The sequence below is a fragment of the Bacillus sp. EB106-02-03-XG38 genome (assembly GCF_058792175.1).
Genome location: NZ_JBYTED010000004.1, coordinates 332505 through 350395 on the forward strand (window position 1 = coordinate 332505; position 17891 = coordinate 350395).

The window sequence follows — 17891 nt, forward strand, 5'->3', positions numbered from 1 at the left end:
AGAATAGTAAAACAGAGCGGCCATAGAGTAAGACTTTATACAGAACTTTTTTAATTTCCCGTTCAAAAAGGGTACTTTATATAAGTTTTTATGTTGTTCACAGAATTGAAACAACTTATAAAAGCTTTATATTATTAGGGTTTTCGCTGTATTTTTGAAGAATATGAAATATACCTTAGTTTTTCTATATAAAGATAATGCTTATAATGAAAATGAGTGTGTTACAAATGAAAAGAATATCAACAATGGGGAGCGATAAAAGTGAAAAAGAAATTGTTGGCTATTGCACTAGGAACATCAGTCGTTTTTGCTTTAGGGGCGTGTGGAAATAAAGAAGAGAGTAAGCCTTCAAAACAATCTGCAAGCACGGATAGCGCAGAGCAAATTTATCAAAAAAGTTGTATAGGCTGTCACGCGAAAGATTTATCAGGAGCAACTGGACCGGATTTACGAAAAGTGGGACAGAAGTATGATGCAGCGGAGATTGAAAAAATTATTGAAAAAGGTCGCGGTTCTATGTCGCCAGGAATTATTCAAGGTGAGGATGCGAAAAAAGTAGCTGAGTGGTTAGCTGACCATAAATAAAGAGAGTAAAATAGACGAGATGGTTATATAGCCAACTCGTTTTCCTTTTTGTGGAATGTAACATAACTGTAACAAAAATGTATCCGAACTGGAAACCGTTTGATGTTACAATGGGGTTTGTAGAATTTTGCTGAAATATATTACATAGTAGTATTACTTATAAAAAATTGTAAGTAGACTACCTTCAACAAGAGTGGTTAAGTGAGAATAAAGTTTTTATTTTCAGGTGTACAGAAAAGTATTTCGAAAAAAATCATTAAGTATTGGGTGATAAATAATGATAAAAATGACGAATGTTTATAAGGAGTACCCGAATGGTATGAAAGCCATTGCTGGTCTCACAGTTAACATTAAACAGGGTGAGTTTGTATACGTAGTTGGACCGAGTGGAGCCGGGAAATCTACATTTATTAAAATGATGTATCGTGAAGAGAAGCCATCTACAGGATCAATTAATGTAAATGGGCTTGTTATCGAAACATTAGCAGAAAGAGATGTTCCATATTTCCGTCGTCAATTAGGCGTAATTTTCCAAGATTTTAAATTGTTACCTAAGTTAACGGTATATGAGAATGTTGCGTTTGCCTTAGAGGTAATTGAAGAAGAAAAAGAAGCAATTCTTGAGCGTGTAACAGAAGTTTTAGGTCTTGTAGGTCTTGAAGATCGTGCAGATGCACTTCCAAGCGAACTTTCAGGCGGAGAGCAGCAACGTGTTGCGATTGCGAGAGCAATTGTTAATAGACCAAAGGTTGTAATTGCCGATGAGCCAACAGGTAACTTAGATATTGAAACAGCTCTTGATATTATGAAGATTTTCACGCGCATTAATGAGCGTGGTACAACGATTGTTATGGCGACACATAACGCAGATATCGTAAATACAATCCGTCATCGTGTAATCGCGATTGAAGGCGGAAAAATTGTTCGAGATGAGATTGAGGGAGGATATGGATATGAAGGCTAAGACCCTTAGTCGACATTTGCGAGAAGGTGTAAAGAATCTATCACGTAACGGATGGATGACGTTTGCTTCTGTTAGTGCAGTAACAGTTACATTATTACTTGTAGGTGTCTTCTTAACAGCGATTATGAATATGAACCATTTTGCGACGAAAGTAGAGCAAGATGTAGAGATTCGTGTACACGTTGATCCAGCAGCAAAAGAAGCTGATCAAAAGAAATTAGAAGATGATATGAGTAAGATTGCAAAAGTAGACTCTATTAAATATTCTTCTAAAGAAGAAGAGTTAAAACGTTTAATTAAAAGCTTAGGCGATAGTGGAAAAACGTTTGAGTTATTTGAACAAGATAACCCACTTAAAAACGTATTCGTTGTAAAAGCAAAAGAACCAACAGATACAGCGGCAATCGCGAAAAAGATTGAAAAAATGCAGTTTGTAAGTAATGTTCAGTACGGAAAAGGGCAAGTTGAACGATTATTTGATACTGTAAAAACTGGTCGTAATATCGGGATTGTGTTAATTGCTGGTCTTTTATTCACAGCGATGTTCTTAATCTCTAATACAATTAAAATTACAATTTATGCTCGTAGTACAGAAATCGAAATTATGAAACTTGTAGGTGCGACAAACTGGTTTATTCGTTGGCCGTTCTTATTAGAGGGATTATTCTTAGGAGTATTAGGATCAATTATTCCAATTGGCTTAATTCTAGTCACGTATAATTCACTACAAGGTGTGTTTAACGAGAAACTTGGCGGAACAATTTTCGAACTTCTACCATACAGCCCATTCGTATTCCAATTAGCTGGTTTACTAGTGTTAATCGGGGCTTTAATCGGTATGTGGGGAAGTGTAATGTCAATTCGTCGCTTCTTAAAAGTATAAAAAGTTGCAAACATAATTCGTACAAGCTTATCATATAGTAGAAATAGGTAAAGGCATCACACACTGTGTGATGCCTTTTGCTACACCACCTGTGTGTTTTGGAAAGGGGAATTCCGCATTGAAACGTAGAGTTGCAATTATTGGAATGGTTGTTGCATTTTTAATTGGTGCTGGCGGAATGTTTGCAGGTATGTCTTTATTTGGGGTTAACCCAGCAGAAGTAACGCAAACAATTTCGAGTGGAAACGCTAGCACAGCGCAAGGGAATTTGGCAAAAATTAATGAGGCGTATGCACTAATTGATTCACGTTATGTGGAAGACGTGAAGGATGAAAAATTAGTCGAAGGTGCAATACAAGGAATGTTGTCTACGCTGAAGGACCCTTATTCCACGTATATGGATAAAGAAACGGCTAAACAGTTTAGTGAATCACTCGATCCTGAGCTAGAGGGGATTGGGGCTGAGGTGAACAAGACGGACGGTAAGCTTATTATCGTATCTCCAATTAAAGGATCACCGGCAGAAAAGATTGGAATTAAACCGAATGACCAAATTTTATCTGTAGATGGAAATAGTGTGAAAGATTTATCACGTGAAGAAGCGGTATTAAAGATTCGTGGTAAAAAAGGAACGACTGTTGCGATTGAAATTAAGCGTGCAGGAGTAGCTGATCCGATTGTATTTAAAATTAAACGTGAAAAAATTCCGATTTTCACAGTGTTTAGCTCTGTGAAACAAGAGAGCGGAAAAGATATCGGTTATATGCAAATCACTTCCTTTGCTGAAAATACAGCGAAAGAATTTAAGGATCAGTTAAAAGAGTTAGAGAAGAAAAACATAAAAGGCTTAGTTATTGACGTACGTGGTAATCCTGGTGGCTACTTAAATAGTGTAGAAGAGATACTAGGGGAAATTATGACAGATAAAAAGCCGATGCTACAAGTAGAAGAGCGAAATGGTGCGAAGAAGAAGTTCTCTACGGAACTGAAACAAAGAAAGCCATATCCAATTTCAGTATTAATTGATAATGGAAGTGCTTCTGCTTCAGAGATTTTAGCGGGTGCGCTAAAAGAAGGAGAAGGATACGATTTAGTTGGTGAAAAAACATTTGGTAAAGGCACTGTTCAGCAAGCCGTTCCATTTAAAGATGGCAGCAACATTAAATTAACGATGTTTAAATGGTTAACGCCAGATGGAAACTGGATTCATAAAAAAGGAATTGCGCCAACAGTAGAAGTGAAGCAACCAGATTATTATCATGCGACACCAATTCAAATTGAAAAGACACTTTCATACAATTCAAATGATGTACAAGTAAAACACGCGCAAGAGATGCTTAAGAGTTTAGGGTATGTAACAGGACGTGAAGATGGATACTTTAGTAAAGAAACAGAATCAGCGCTGAAAGCATTCCAAAATGCCAATAAAATGGATGCGACAGGACAGCTTGATAAAAAGACAGCTGAGGCGATTCAAACGAAAATTATTGAAAAAATCCGTTCTGGAGAAAATGATCTACAACTACAGTCAGCATTAAAATTAATAGCGAAATAAAGTGAAACTTTAATCAGCGGGGGGTTCTTCATCCCCCACTGATTATCAGCCCTCACCAATCGGACTTTTATGGGCAGTTGATCCCCTACCTAAATACTTTGTTTTCGCTAAATTTTGAGGTGGGGGTCTTACTGCCCATTAAAGTGGGGTAAAGTGAAATACAGGCAGTTTGCTGCCTGTATTTTTTTGTGTTAAACAAACGTTTGTCCAGTTATGATAATATAAAAAGAAAGAATGATATAAATGGTGGTGAATGGGTTCGTGGAGGCATGGATTTTTGAAATAATGCGGGCGGTTGGACGTTTTTTCTTACACCCTGCTGTCTATGTATTTTTAATAAGTAGTATCTTCGTCGGATACTTACGTATGTTACGAGAACGAAAGGACTTTTCCTTTAAAGTTTATGATATTTGGTTTGAACTGCGAACATCCTTATTTGCGGGAGTTAAATACGGATTAATCGTATCTATTATTACAATTGGCTTTGGACTTGTTGTTTCCAAAGCGAGCTTATGGATCATCTTACTTTGGACACTTCTATTTGGATTAACTGCTACGTATCGATATTTATCAGCGGCTTATACGTTTAGCATCGCAATTGTATGTGTTCTATTATCTTCTAAGCTACCAGTTTCCTTCTTACAGCTTGGAGAAGGTGAAGAGAGTACAATTGTATCTCTTGCTATTTTGCTAGGCGTCATGCTCGTTGTAGAGGGCTTATTGATTTCTAAAAATGCAGTAGGCTATTCCACGCCGAAGATGAGGAAGGGTAAGCGCGGATTAAAGGTCGGCTTACACGAATCAAAGCGTTTATGGATCGTTCCTATTTTTATTCTTATACCAGGTGACGCGGTAACGCAGTTTATTTCATGGTGGCCTGTCGTTTCAATCGGTTCAGATACATATTCTTTATTCCTCGTTCCATTTTTGATTGGATTTATGAGAAGGATTAGAAGTTATGAGCCGACAGAAGCTTTATTATTTACAGGAAGACGTGTATACGGATTAGCAGGACTTGTGCTAGTTTTAGGAATCGCAAGTTATTGGTGGCACGTACTTGCAATTATCGCGATGGGTGTTGCGATGCTTGGACGTTTCACAATTTCCATGCAAGAGAAAATTGCGGATGAAACAAGACCAGCGTACTTCGCTGCACGTAATGATGGACTCGTTGTATTAGATACAATCCCGAATACAATTGGGGCAGAGCTGAATTTACTACCTGGAGAAATGATTACGAAAGTAAATGGAGTCATTCCAAGAAGTGCTGAAGAATTTTATGATGCGCTTCAAACGAAGACGACAGGAGCATTTTGTAAATTAGAAGTATTAGATACAAATGGAGAGCTTCGCCTCGCTCAAACGGCATTATACGCCGGAGGACATCACGAATTAGGTATTGTGTTTGTTCAGCAGGAGCATGAGTGGGATTCGGAAGCTATGTAATAGAAGTGGGGGTGTCACCTTGTGGTGATACCCTTTTTGTATGGGATGGGGGGGCGGTAGGATAGTAAATGAAATTTATATCGTCGATTATTGGGATATATCAGCGATTATTCCAATATATCGACTTTCCGGCAAAAAACGACAACTATCGCAAACCTTCTTTTGAAGTTTCATAGACGGATAACTTGAATAATTATTTGATAATGGTTATCATTTAGGGAGTCTTTTTAATTTTGAAAAATGGGGGGAAGGTATGCTACGTAAATTTTTTTCTTACTATAAACCGTATAAAGGTTTATTTATACTCGACTTTTCTTGCGCAGTTGTCGCAGGGTTATTAGAACTTGGTTTCCCGCTTATCGTAAATCAATTTATTGATAAGTTATTGCCAGGGCAAAACTGGACGCTTATTTTATGGGCTTGTTTCGGTTTACTTGCAGTGTATATATTAAATGCAGGCTTACAATATGTCGTTACATATTGGGGGCATATGCTTGGCGTTAACATTGAAACGGATATGAGGCAGAAATTATTTGATCACATTCAAAAGCTATCATTTAGATTTTTTGACAATAATAAAACAGGTCATTTAATTTCACGTCTTACAAACGACTTAATGGAAATTGGGGAAATTGCTCACCACGGGCCAGAAGATTTATTTATCGCCGTTATGACTTTAGTTGGGGCATTCTCATTTATGATGATGATCAACTGGAAATTAGCGCTATTAACGTTCTTCGTCATTCCATTCTTATTATGGTTAGCACTTTACTTCAACAAAAAAATGACAGGTACATTTAGACGTTTATTTTCAGACGTTGCTGATTTCAATGCATGTATTGAGAATAACGTCGGTGGTATCCGCGTTGTACAAGCATTCGGAAATGAAAAGTTTGAGAAAGAGCAATTTGCTGTTAACAATGCTCGTTTCCGTACAACGAAATTAATGGCGTATAAAATTATGGCGTTAAATTCGTCAATCAGTTATATGCTTATGCGTCTCGTAACGCTCTTCGTTTTAATATGTGGTACATGGTTTGTTCTGCAAGGTGAATTAACGTACGGTGGATTTATCGGATTCGTTCTATTAACGAATATTTTCTTCCGCCCAATTGAAAAAATTAATGCGGTAATCGAAAGTTATCCGAAAGGGATCGCTGGTTTTAAGAGATATGTAGAGCTTCTTGAAACAGAGCCAGATATTGTAGACGCTAAAGATGCGATCGAAGTTAAACATGTACACGGTGATATTCAATATAGCAACATTACGTTCGGATATGAAAATAAAGAACCGATTTTAAATGATATTAGTTTGAAAATACATGCAGGTGAAACAGTTGCATTCGTTGGACCATCAGGAGCAGGGAAAACAACGTTATGTAGTTTACTCCCACGTTTTTATGAGCAATCGTCTGGATCGATTCAAATTGATGGTATTGATACGAAAGATATGACATTATCTTCACTTCGTAAGCAGATTGGAATTGTGCAGCAAGACGTGTTCTTATTCTCTGGAACGATTCGTGAAAATATTGCTTACGGAAATTTAAAGGCGTCAGAAGCGGAAATTTGGCAGGCAGTAAAACGTGCGCAATTAGAAGACTTAATTTACTCACAACCAGACGGTTTAGATACCGTTATTGGTGAGCGCGGCGTGAAACTTTCTGGTGGACAAAAGCAGCGTCTAGCGATTGCTCGTATGTTCTTGAAAAACCCGCCAATTTTAATATTAGATGAAGCGACTTCTGCATTAGATACAGAGACGGAACTAGCGATTCAAAAATCACTTGCTGAATTAGCAGTTGGTCGTACAACGTTAGTTATTGCTCACAGACTTGCGACGATTAAAAATGCAGATCGTATCGTCGTTGTAAATAAAGATGGTATTGCGGAACAAGGTTCACATGATGAATTAATTGAACAAGGCGGAGGATACAGCAGGTTATACGAAGCGCAGTTTAGTTCGTAAATATAATTTGTACTGAATTAGTGCACCATAAGTAGGTGAAAATCTCATATGGGAGGCTATAAAGTATGATTGTAACAACAACGTCTACAATTCAAGGAAAAGAAATTATTGAGTACATCGATATCGTCAATGGAGAAGCGATTATGGGTGCGAATATCGTTCGCGACCTTTTTGCCTCTGTCCGTGACGTTGTCGGCGGTCGTGCTGGCGCTTATGAAAGTAAATTAAAAGAAGCGCGTGACATCGCAATGGAAGAGATGAAAACTTTCGCAAGACAAAAAAATGCAAATGCAATTGTCGGCATCGACGTGGATTATGAAGTAGTTCGCGAAGGGATGCTAATGGTTGCAGTGAGCGGGACAGCTGTCCGTATTTAAAGTAAAAGCCGTGCACACCAGCACGGCTTTTTTTGTTATGTCGAAGTTTCAATATTTCTTGGGAAATGTGGAAGGCACCGTCGATATATAGGGAAGACATTAGAGCGCTTCTTTACATTTCCGGATTTGAACTAATAATGTTTCGTATTCTTGTTCGAGAGATGGGATGTTATCTTGCTGATTTGGCATGGAAATTCGTCCGATAATTTCCGTTAATTTTGTTTGTAAACGTAATAATTCTTGTTCAGTAACATTGACAGAATCCCCGGTTGTTCTTTTTGTGTATTGCTCGTAATTACCGTGGAATACTCTTGGTTCACTCTCATCTACTTGTAGAATATGGTCGGCAACAGAGCGAATAAAGGCACGGTCATGGCTAATGAAAAGTATTGTGCCCGGATATTCTCGTAACATGAGTTCTAATTCCTCTTGCGTTGCTAAGTCTAAATAGTTTGTCGGTTCATCGAGCAGAAGCAAATTATAGTTTCCTAAAAATACTTTTGCGAGTGCAACCTTCATTCGCTCGCCACCGCTTAGAACGTGTACAGGCTTATGAACGTCTTCACGGCGGAATAGGAGCCTTGCAAGTATTGTTCGAACGAACGATTCAGTATAATTTGTTTCTTCTAGAACGTTTTCTAAAATGGTTTTATCTGTTTTTAAAATGGATAGTGTTTGTTCGAAGTATCCAATTTTACAACTTTTCGAAAGCTGCATACCACGCTCGTTTGCGAGAAGCATGTTGAACAAAGTTGTTTTTCCACTTCCGTTTGCACCTAACACAGCAAGTTTTGCACCAGGAGCAATAGTTCCGTTCATACTTTTAAATAGTGTGCGGTCACCTATTTTCTTTGTTGCTTTATTGAACTGTACTGCCACTTTACTATGAATGGGTGTATGGTATTGCACGTCAAACTGAGCTTGAGGAAAATCTTTTGGCTTTTCTTTCTTTTCTAGTTTTTCGAGACGTGTTTCCAGTGCCTTTGCTGCTTTGCTAACCTGTTCTTGGCCGTGAGCCCCACTTAATTTATGCAGTTTAGATTCAGATGAACTGAACCGCGTTGGGATTTTTGTCATGTTAGAAGCACGTTGTTTTCTTTGTGAAATGGACTGCTCTAAACGATTTTTTTCTTGTGCATATTGCTCATACTCTGCTTGTTTTTGTGTTCGTTCACGTTTTTTTTGTTTTCGATAGTTGGAATAATTCCCTTTATACTCTTGAATCGTACCGTCTTCAATTTCAATAATTTTAGTACATATATTATCTAGAAATTCACGATCATGCGATATTAAAACAAGTGCCCCTTTATAAGATAAAAGTGCCTTTTCTAATTGCTCTGTACCGATCATATCTAAATGGCTTGTTGGTTCATCAGCGAATAAAATACCTGCCTCATGTTCGAGGGCATGAGCAATCTTTAGGCGCATTCGTTCACCACCGCTCATTGCATCTGTAACGTTTGAAATACTCCATTTTCCTTTTGCAAGAGAAGATGCAGTTTCCGGTAGTTCCTCACTAAGCTGAGGAATGACGCTGATAGAACTATGATGAGTTACTATGCCTTTGTCGGCTTCTATTTCTTTACTTAATATTTGTAATAACGTAGATTTACCAGCCCCGTTAACTCCAACAATTCCTATACGGTCGTGTGCTTGTATTTCCAGTGACGGTAACGTAAATAGTGTGCGATCACCAAAGCTCTTTTCAATATTACGTGCGAATAAAATAGTCATAAAAAAACCTCCCTAGTTTCACTAGAGAGGATAAACGTCGCCCTTGCATGTAAAAATCGTACATAAATAAACGATTTTTTACATGATTGTTTCGAAAGAAAGTATCGACAAATGGACAGACTAATCCCCTGCTAGTTTTCATCATTTTTTGTTCACTATTTGTGATGGATGAAATAAATAAGAGAATTAGAACTTCATTGGTCAAAGTACCTTCCTTTCATAATATTACTTTTATTGTATGCGCATACAAAATGGTTTGTCAAACTTATTTCTGTTTATGATTTTTGAATTCGTTATTATGCAATTGTACTTTTATCTGTATTTTAAATCTTTACACGAATGTGAAGGTCAAACCTGTTTTTTCGCAAAGGAATTTACATGATTTAAAAATACTTGAATAGCTTTAGACGGAATAAAATATTTACCGCGCACGATGGAGAATGGACGGATGAGTTGTTCATTTGGAACTTCGACGTGGAATAGTTCTTTTGCCAGTAGCTCTTTCCGTACAGTCCAATCAGAAAGGATAGCGATGCCAAGCCCGGCACTAACTGCTTCCTTTACGCTTTGGATACTACTAAATGTAAAGAATCGTTTCATTTTCAAATGGTGTTGATGAATAAAACGATCACTGTAAGCACGTGTACCAGAGCCGCTTTCTCTTAATACCCATACTTGATCTTGGAGTGTGCTTTCATTTATTTCATTTGTGCGGAGCAGTGGATGATTTGGCGGAACGACGAGCTTCATTTCATCTTGCATAAATGTTTCAACGTCAACGTCGGCGTATACGACTTGCCCTTCCACTAAGCCGATATCAATTTGATTAGAGCGAAGGTTTTGCAAAACATCTTCTGTATTTGAGATAAAAGTATGAACTTCGACGTGTGGATTTTCATTCGCATAGTTAGCCAGTATTTTTGGAAGTAAGTATTCACCGATTGTAAAACTAGCACCGATGCGAAGAGTTCCTGTTACAACGTTATGTAGTTCGTTAATTTCTTGTTTAGCATCTTCGTAAAGGGAGAGCATTTGCTTTGCGTGTATATATAAAATGTTTCCAGCCTCTGTCACTTGAACGTGCTTCGGGGAGCGCTGAATGAGTGTAGTTCCAAATTCATTTTCTAAGTTGCGAATGTGCATACTTACGCCAGGCTGTGAAAGGTTTAATAATTCTGCTGCACGGGAGAAGTGTTTCTGTTCTACGACAGTAACGAAAATTTTTAAAATATCTACGTTCATGTAATGAGCTCCTTTCTTTTTCTTTCATCTTATCATAAGTATTTCTGATGATAGAGATTTGGTATTGGTATTAAACTTATTATAGAAACTCTCTTATAATGTAAGTAGATAGAACATGCATGTTCCAATACGATTATTGGAGTGGTTCACAGTGGAACAAACACTTGTTATACAAAAGAAGAAGCGTTTTGGGTTTTCGCAAGGAATTGGGATTACACTATTAATCGCAATTGCGGCGAAATATTTAGCAGAGCTTCCATTTTTAAATATTATGGGACAATTAGTAATTGCTATTCTAATCGGGATGGTTTGGCGTGCGGTAATTGGAATTCCTCATGATGCAATTGCAGGGACGAACTTTGCGAGTAAGAAGTTACTTCGCTTCGGAATCATTTTACTTGGAATGCGATTAAATCTTGTTGATATTGCGAAGGCGGGGCCGAAAGTATTGGTCATCGCAGCGGTTGTGATTACATTTACGATTTTCGTAGTATATGGACTAACGAAAGTATTTAAAGTAGAGAAGAAACTTGGAATTTTAACAGCGTGCGGGACGGCAATTTGCGGCGCGGCAGCGGTCGTGGCAATTGCACCGCAAGTGAAAGCGAAGGATGAGGAAACGGCAGTCGGCGCAGCGATTATTGCCATTTTAGGTACAATATTTACACTTATTTATACGCTATTATACCCAGTGCTTGGCTTCTCACCGTACGGTTACGGTGTATTCTCAGGTGCGACGCTTCATGAAATCGCCCATGTGATCGCAGCCGCGGCACCAGGAGGAAGCGCAGCTGTAGACATTGCAGTTATTGTGAAGCTAACGCGCGTTGCAATGCTTGTGCCGGTAGCGATTTTAATTGGGTTATGGTTTGGTAAGAGCGAAGGTAGCGAAGAAAAAAGATCGTGGCGCGATCTTCCGATTCCGTGGTTCATCTTCGGATTTTTAGCGATGAGTGCGGTACACTCGCTTGGGGTTATACCAGAAGTTGTTGCGGGATACATTGTTGTCCTTGCTTACATGCTTATCGCAATGGCGATGGCGGGGCTTGGTTTAAATGTAGAATTTAAAACGTTCCGTAAGTTAGGAAGCAAAGCGTTTGTGGCAGGGCTAATTGGTTCGGTTTGCCTTTCTATTCTTGGATACGTTCTTGTATATGTGTTAGGATTTATGTAGTAGGGCGGAGAAGCTGTTCCCAGAGGTATTTGGGAACAGCTTTTTCTTATAATTATAGGGCTATGGATGTCGGTAAATCGATATATTAAAAAAATCGCTGATATAAATTGAATTACGCCTGTACTTTGTTAAAGAAGGTGCATAGTGAAATGTTTTTCTAAAATTTGTAAAGATATCTTTACTTGTAACTGGAAAATATTTATAATTAAAGTAAAGATATCTTTACTTTTGAAGGTGGAGCCTATGGGTGTAAAAAATAAAATAAAAGAATTAAGAAAGCAACATCATATAACGCAAGTTGAAATGGCAAAGGCGATGCAGGTGACGCGGCAGACGATTGTGGCGATTGAAAATCATCATTATAACCCGAGTCTAGAGTTATCCTTAAAAATCGCCAAATATTTTGGGATGAAGGTGGAGGAAATCTTTACGCTAGAGTAAGGGGAGAGAAAATGGACGATACTAAAAAGTTATTGATTGGTGCGACTATTGGATTGTTTTTGGGAGACATTGTAGTTCATATTATGAATCCGGCTATACCAATTTTACCGCTCGTAGTGAGTAACATTTTAGCAATTGTATTTTTCATAGTGTATACGTATTACAAAAAGCGTAAGTACAAAAAAGAAGAACTTCCAGATATAGACGAGCGAGTAAATGAAAATATAAAAAAATATGTAAATGTTTCATTTGTATTCGCGTTTCTATTGCTTATTGTTTATATTGTTGCGAGTAAAGCAATAGGAAGAGCTGTTATGCCTATCCAAGAAATATTTACAATATGTAGTTCCTTGTTTGCAGGTAGTCTCATCATAGGAGTTATGATAGGAAAACGAGCATAGGGATAGGAGGAATGAAAAATTCAAGATGAGTTTGAGAGATTTCAGTCGGATAAAGCGTTTAAATATGTAGGGTTGTTTTTTACGATTAGTTTGGCAATATGGAGTTTATATAATTTAATTGTAGATAGAAATGCTGGTATGCCGTTTGTTTTGTTTGTACTAGGGCAGTGGGTGTATTTTCTTGTGAACTATTGGCCGAAGTGGAAATATAGAAATCAAAAAGAGGCTGATCATGTATGAGTAAGCAACATATTATACGTTTTATAGGAAGTTTGTTTTTAGCAGGTCTTGTTTTAAATGTGAGTTTAATGATTGTAAGTATTTCGTGGGGAACTATTTTTATATCGAATGTAGCACTAGTCATTTTATATAGTATTGCGGAATATAGAGAATAGAAGCGTTTGAAAGAAGAGGGAGTACCGTCAATTGATGAGCGAGTTGTGAACAAGATGAAGTCATATTTTACGACTAGTATGACAAGCTTCGTGTTATTGTTCATTGTGTATCTTTGTGTAAATAAGTGTTTAGATAGGCAAGTAGTACATGTAAATGAGTTATTATATATTGTAATTTTTGGTTTATCCGACTTTAATGGGCAGTAAGACCCCCACCTCAAAATTCAGCGAAAGCAAAGAATTTAGGTGGGGGGATCAACTGCCCATAAAAGTCCGATTGGTTCAACTAATAATCAGTGGGGGATGAAGAAAACCCCCACTGCTTAAAGTTTCACTTTATTAATAAGTATGGCATCGACGAGTGTGTTAGCAACAAGGAATAGATAGAAAAAGGGGAACTGGAATGGGATTACCGGTATTATGTGTCGCTACGGCTATTTTTGCTTTGTTTTGGGGAATGCAAAACTTCTCTCGTTATCCAGTGCCAAGCGTTTGTATTATGATTGGTACTGTCGGTTTATCTTATTATTTATTACTATCAGCTCATTATCATAAAACAGCAACGAGTGTTGTTGTTGGAGCACTTATTTTATTTTGTGGGCGCGCTGTACAAAAAGGATTATTTCCGTAAAAGCTGTTTATACGAAGAGTATAAACAGCTTTTTGTATTTTTTTTACAAAAGTCTTGAAAGTGACGTAACGTCATCTTTTATAATGAAGGAGAAGAGGTGATGGTAGTGATTTCAATACAACAATTGACGAAAGAAACAGGGGTAACAGTACGTACATTACGTTACTATGATCAGATAGATTTATTAAAGCCGAGCGGGAAAACAGAAGGTGGGCATCGTTTATATAGTGAAGCTGACGTAATACGTCTCCAACAGATTTTATTTTTAAAGGAAATGGGATTTTCATTAAAAGAGTCTGCGAATATGTTAGTAAAAGGTGAGCTTAATTTAAAGGACTCGCTTGAAAAACAACTTCGATTTGTACAGGAAGAACAAAAGAAATTCAATCGAATGGAGCGTGTTTTACAAGCTGTTGTTTATTCGGTAGATGTAGAGGGTGAACTTGATTGGAAAGTTATGTTTGAACTGATTCAGCTTTCGAAACAGTCGTCTCGTATACGTGAAATATTTCAAAATGAAGTATTTTCAAAGGAAGAACAAAAATTGCTTCATAATTTGCCAAATATGAGTGAAGAAGATCCGAATGTTTTAGAGTGGGTAGATTTATTAAAGCAATTTCGCACTTTTATGAAAGATGGTAAAGAAATTGCAAGTGATGAGGTACAAGGGGCAACGAAAAGATTAATGCAGAAGTGTTTAGAAATGGCCAATGGTGATGAAGCATTTTTAGATAAGTTATGGGAAGTTAGAAAATCGAAGGAAGATTCACAGAAAATGAGCATGTATCCAATTGAAGAAGAACTTTTATTATATATGGATGAAGCTTTTCGTATATATGATGAAAAGGAGAAGGATAAATGAGTATACTTGCAGAATATCGTTGGTATTTTTTAATTGGGGCAGAGATTGTATTTTGGTTATCGGCTATTGGTTTCTTTTTACTCCGTTACGGATTCCGTTTGAAGAAGGCAAGCTTTATTATGGGGATTGTACTCCTCGTAAATGAAGTGTTCATTTTAACCTTAGGAGTAGTGGATTATTACCAAACAGGAAAGTTCTCTAACTTTCAAATCATTACAGTAATTATTTTATTGTATGCAGTTTTCTACGGGAAAAAGGATTTGAAGAAGCTTGATATATTTGCGCAAAAGCTAGTTGCGAAATGGCGGAATGAACCAGCGCCAATTATGGAAGAGCACGTAGAATTAACAGGTATGGCTTATGCGAAGCAGGAAATAAAAAATTGGGTATTACATGTTGTCTTATTTGTTGGTGTGCACATATTCTTTTTCTTCGCGTATGGATTTATTCCATTTGAACAATGGGGTAATTGGTTAGAATCGGGAATCGTTTTAAATAAAGCTGCAAGTCGTGTTAGCCAAGTTTGGGCGATTATACTTTTAGTGGATACAGTTATTTCATTTTCATATGTTCTTTTTCCGAAGAAGGAGAAAGGAAAAGAGAAGCTACTTTCGTAGAGGAAAGTAGCTTCTGCAGTATACAAATGCTTTTTCTAGGAGAGGATGACAATAGGAAAAAGAAGTGGTTTTATATGCCTATTTTTCTTTAGTTTAGTAGCATGCTCGCAATCTAACATTGCAATTGATAAAGAGAATGATGTCATTGTAAAGAGAGAGGGAATTTCCAATCTAGATAAATTCGAAAAGTTCATTTTGAATGTGGACCAAGGGGAAGTTGATAAAATAAGAATTGTACATTATACACATGAAGGTGATCCGATTTTTCAAACATTAGAGTATAGTGGGACAGATATAATTCATATGTTAGATAATAGGCAAGATCGATTTGCTGGTAATCATACAGGCATGGATGAAGATAGCTGTAAAAGGATTGTTAAAGAGCAGCGTGAATCACAAACGGCTTATAGGTTAATAGACTGTGTGAATGAAAATGGGCGCAATGGATATGATTTATTATATGTACCTAAAAAATAGAGTTAGTAGAGGAAGGAAGTTTTTACTCCTTCCTTTTTCTATGTATATATTGTCGAAAATTTTACCGAATATCTGTTCGTTTTTTTAGGTTTTTTATGGGCATTCGTGGTAAAATAATAATACAGATTTTTTATGAGGAGGTCGGACTTTCATTGGAACATCAATTTGAAATTATTTCAGCGTATTCCCCGCAAGGTGATCAGCCGGTAGCTATAGAGAAGCTTGTAGAGGGGATTAATAGTGGAAAGAAAAAGCAAGTGTTGCTTGGAGCGACAGGAACGGGTAAGACATTTACGATTTCAAATGTCATTAAAGAAGTGCAGAAGCCAACACTTGTCATGGCTCATAATAAAACGTTAGCGGGACAGCTATATAGTGAGCTGAAAGATTTTTTCCCGAATAATGCAGTTGAATATTTTGTTAGTTATTACGATTATTATCAGCCAGAAGCGTATGTGCCGCAAACAGATACGTTTATTGAGAAAGATGCGCAAATTAATGATGAAATTGATAAATTGCGTCACTCAGCAACGTCCGCATTATTTGAACGGGATGATGTAATTATTGTTGCGAGTGTTTCGTGTATATATGGTTTAGGTTCTCCAGAAGAATACCGCGAGTTAGTTGTTTCACTTCGAGTTGGTATGGAAAAGGACCGCAATCAATTGCTTCGTGAACTTGTTGATGTGCAGTATGGACGTAATGATATTGATTTCAAGCGTGGTACATTCCGTGTGCGCGGAGATGTAGTTGAAATCTTCCCAGCATCACTTGACGAGCATTGTATTCGAATTGAGTTTTTCGGCGACGAAATTGATCGTATTCGCGAAGTAAATGCGTTAACAGGTGAAGTATTAGCAGAACGTGATCATGTAGCAATCTTCCCAGCATCTCACTTCGTTACACGTGAAGAAAAGATGAAGGTCGCTATTGAAAATATCGAAAAAGAATTAGAAGAGCGTTTAAAGGAATTAAATGATAATGGCAAGTTGTTAGAAGCGCAGCGTATAGAGCAGCGAACACGTTATGATTTAGAAATGATGCGCGAGATGGGCTTTTGTTCAGGGATTGAAAACTACTCTCGTCATTTAACGCTTCGTCCGGCAGGTGCAACACCATATACGTTATTAGACTATTTCCCAGAAGATTTCTTAATCGTTATGGATGAGTCACACGTATCCGTGCCACAAGTAAGAGCGATGTATAACGGTGACCAAGCACGTAAACAAGTGCTTGTGGATCATGGATTCCGTCTGCCTTCAGCTTTAGATAATAGACCGCTCACATTCGATGAGTTTGAAGAGAAAACGAATCAAGTTATTTACGTTTCGGCAACGCCAGGACCGTACGAATTAGAGCAGTCACCAGAAGTAATAGAACAAATTATTCGTCCAACAGGGCTTTTAGATCCACCTATTGATATACGACCAATTGAAGGGCAAATTGACGATTTATTAGGAGAGATTCAAGATCGTATTGCAAAAAATGAACGTGTATTAATTACGACTTTAACGAAGAAGATGTCAGAGGATTTAACGGATTACTTAAAAGATGTAGGAATTAAAGTGAACTATCTTCACTCTGAAATTAAAACGTTAGAACGTATTGAAATTATCCGTGACCTTCGTCTTGGTAAGTTTGATGTACTTGTCGGTATTAACTTATTACGAGAAGGCTTAGATATTCCAGAAGTATCACTTGTAGCTATTTTAGATGCTGATAAGGAAGGGTTCTTACGTTCAGAACGCTCATTAATTCAAACAATCGGTCGTGCAGCACGTAATGAAAACGGACGCGTAATTATGTACGCAGATCGTATAACGAGGTCGATGGGAATTGCGATTGAAGAAACGCAGCGTCGTCGTACGATACAAGAAGCTTACAATAAAGAGCACGGTATTACGCCGAAAACGATTCAAAAAGGTGTGCGTGATGTGATACGTGCAACGACAGCTGCTGAAGAAACAGAAACATATGAAGCAGCGCCAGCTAAGAAGATGACGAAAAAAGAGCGTGAAAAGACAATTGCGAAGATGGAAGCAGAGATGAAAGAAGCAGCAAAAGCGTTAGATTTCGAGCGTGCAGCTGAATTGAGAGATTTACTATTAGAATTAAAAGCGGAAGGGTGAACAGAGTGA

Annotated in this window: 18 protein-coding genes and 1 pseudogene; 17 read left to right on the forward strand and 2 right to left on the reverse strand. The window is 37.5% G+C overall.

Annotation, left to right across the window (positions count from 1 at the left end; all coding sequences use genetic code 11):
- The first annotated feature begins 261 nt into the window (after window positions 1-261).
- The 7 genes from cccB to AC3WTI_RS20360 all read left to right on the forward strand — a co-directional run bounded on the left by cccB (window position 262) and on the right by AC3WTI_RS20360 (window position 7779).
- Window positions 262-585 carry a cytochrome c551 gene (cccB, locus tag AC3WTI_RS20330; protein WP_087959294.1) on the forward strand — a complete coding sequence of 108 codons (324 nt, stop codon included), beginning with the start codon at window positions 262-264 and terminating at the stop codon, window positions 583-585.
- Between the two features lie 277 nt (window positions 586-862).
- A complete protein-coding gene (gene ftsE, locus AC3WTI_RS20335) occupies window positions 863-1549 on the forward strand; it encodes a cell division ATP-binding protein FtsE (protein WP_000594323.1) in 687 nt (228 codons plus the stop codon).
- Window positions 1539-2432 carry a permease-like cell division protein FtsX gene (gene ftsX, locus AC3WTI_RS20340; protein WP_087959295.1) on the forward strand — a complete coding sequence of 298 codons (894 nt, stop codon included), beginning with the start codon at window positions 1539-1541 and terminating at the stop codon, window positions 2430-2432. The genes ftsE and ftsX overlap by 11 nt, the downstream gene beginning before the upstream one ends.
- Window positions 2433-2550: 118 nt before the next feature.
- The gene (locus AC3WTI_RS20345) at window positions 2551-3987 is read left to right on the forward strand and encodes a S41 family peptidase (protein WP_087959296.1); all 1437 of its coding nucleotides are present in this window, start codon (window positions 2551-2553) and stop codon (window positions 3985-3987) included.
- 243 nt (window positions 3988-4230) lie between these two features.
- Window positions 4231-5433 carry a PDZ domain-containing protein gene (locus AC3WTI_RS20350; RefSeq protein WP_087959297.1) on the forward strand — a complete coding sequence of 401 codons (1203 nt, stop codon included), beginning with the start codon at window positions 4231-4233 and terminating at the stop codon, window positions 5431-5433.
- Window positions 5434-5686: 253 nt separating this feature from the next.
- Window positions 5687-7402: an ABC transporter ATP-binding protein gene (locus tag AC3WTI_RS20355; RefSeq protein ID WP_087959298.1), complete on the forward strand. Its 1716-nt coding sequence runs from the start codon at window positions 5687-5689 to the stop codon at window positions 7400-7402.
- A gap of 65 nt (window positions 7403-7467) precedes the next feature.
- On the forward strand, window positions 7468-7779 hold the full coding sequence (locus AC3WTI_RS20360; RefSeq protein ID WP_000637523.1) for a heavy metal-binding domain-containing protein: 312 nt from the start codon (window positions 7468-7470) through the stop codon (window positions 7777-7779).
- A 99-nt stretch (window positions 7780-7878) separates the two neighbouring features.
- Here the strand turns inward: AC3WTI_RS20360 and abc-f are convergent, their stop codons facing one another.
- Window positions 7879-9513, reverse strand: a complete 1635-nt coding sequence (gene abc-f, locus AC3WTI_RS20365; RefSeq protein ID WP_097840499.1) for a ribosomal protection-like ABC-F family protein — start codon at window positions 9511-9513, stop codon at window positions 7879-7881.
- 348 nt (window positions 9514-9861) lie between these two features.
- A complete protein-coding gene (locus tag AC3WTI_RS20370) occupies window positions 9862-10755 on the reverse strand; it encodes a LysR family transcriptional regulator (protein ID WP_097840500.1) in 894 nt (297 codons plus the stop codon).
- A gap of 151 nt (window positions 10756-10906) precedes the next feature.
- Between AC3WTI_RS20370 and AC3WTI_RS20375 the strand changes: the two genes are divergently transcribed.
- From AC3WTI_RS20375 to uvrB, 10 genes and pseudogenes are all read left to right on the forward strand, one after another.
- Entirely contained in the window at window positions 10907-11929 is a 1023-nt protein-coding gene (locus AC3WTI_RS20375) for a YeiH family protein (RefSeq protein WP_142305792.1), read from the forward strand.
- A gap of 243 nt (window positions 11930-12172) precedes the next feature.
- Entirely contained in the window at window positions 12173-12370 is a 198-nt protein-coding gene (locus tag AC3WTI_RS20380) for a helix-turn-helix transcriptional regulator (RefSeq protein ID WP_000538358.1), read from the forward strand.
- An 11-nt stretch (window positions 12371-12381) separates the two neighbouring features.
- On the forward strand, window positions 12382-12771 hold the full coding sequence (locus AC3WTI_RS20385; protein ID WP_087959302.1) for a hypothetical protein: 390 nt from the start codon (window positions 12382-12384) through the stop codon (window positions 12769-12771).
- A gap of 18 nt (window positions 12772-12789) precedes the next feature.
- The gene (locus AC3WTI_RS20390) at window positions 12790-13011 is read left to right on the forward strand and encodes a hypothetical protein (protein ID WP_144488545.1); all 222 of its coding nucleotides are present in this window, start codon (window positions 12790-12792) and stop codon (window positions 13009-13011) included.
- A pseudogene (locus AC3WTI_RS20395) lies at window positions 13008-13373 on the forward strand (ATPase). The gene AC3WTI_RS20390 and the pseudogene AC3WTI_RS20395 overlap by 4 nt, the downstream one beginning before the upstream one ends.
- Before the next feature lie 196 nt (window positions 13374-13569).
- On the forward strand, window positions 13570-13797 hold the full coding sequence (locus tag AC3WTI_RS20400) for a hypothetical protein (protein WP_087959303.1): 228 nt from the start codon (window positions 13570-13572) through the stop codon (window positions 13795-13797).
- A 100-nt stretch (window positions 13798-13897) separates the two neighbouring features.
- On the forward strand, window positions 13898-14659 hold the full coding sequence (locus tag AC3WTI_RS20405) for a MerR family transcriptional regulator (RefSeq protein WP_142286722.1): 762 nt from the start codon (window positions 13898-13900) through the stop codon (window positions 14657-14659).
- Complete coding sequence (locus AC3WTI_RS20410; protein ID WP_097840924.1) at window positions 14656-15276, forward strand: hypothetical protein; 621 nt, start codon at window positions 14656-14658, stop codon at window positions 15274-15276. The genes AC3WTI_RS20405 and AC3WTI_RS20410 overlap by 4 nt, the downstream gene beginning before the upstream one ends.
- Window positions 15277-15321: 45 nt before the next feature.
- Entirely contained in the window at window positions 15322-15753 is a 432-nt protein-coding gene (locus AC3WTI_RS20415) for a DUF4362 domain-containing protein (protein ID WP_087959305.1), read from the forward strand.
- 152 nt (window positions 15754-15905) lie between these two features.
- Window positions 15906-17882 (forward strand): excinuclease ABC subunit B, encoded by a 1977-nt coding sequence (gene uvrB / locus AC3WTI_RS20420; protein ID WP_087959306.1) that lies wholly within the window; start codon window positions 15906-15908, stop codon window positions 17880-17882.
- Window positions 17883-17891: the final 9 nt, after the last annotated feature.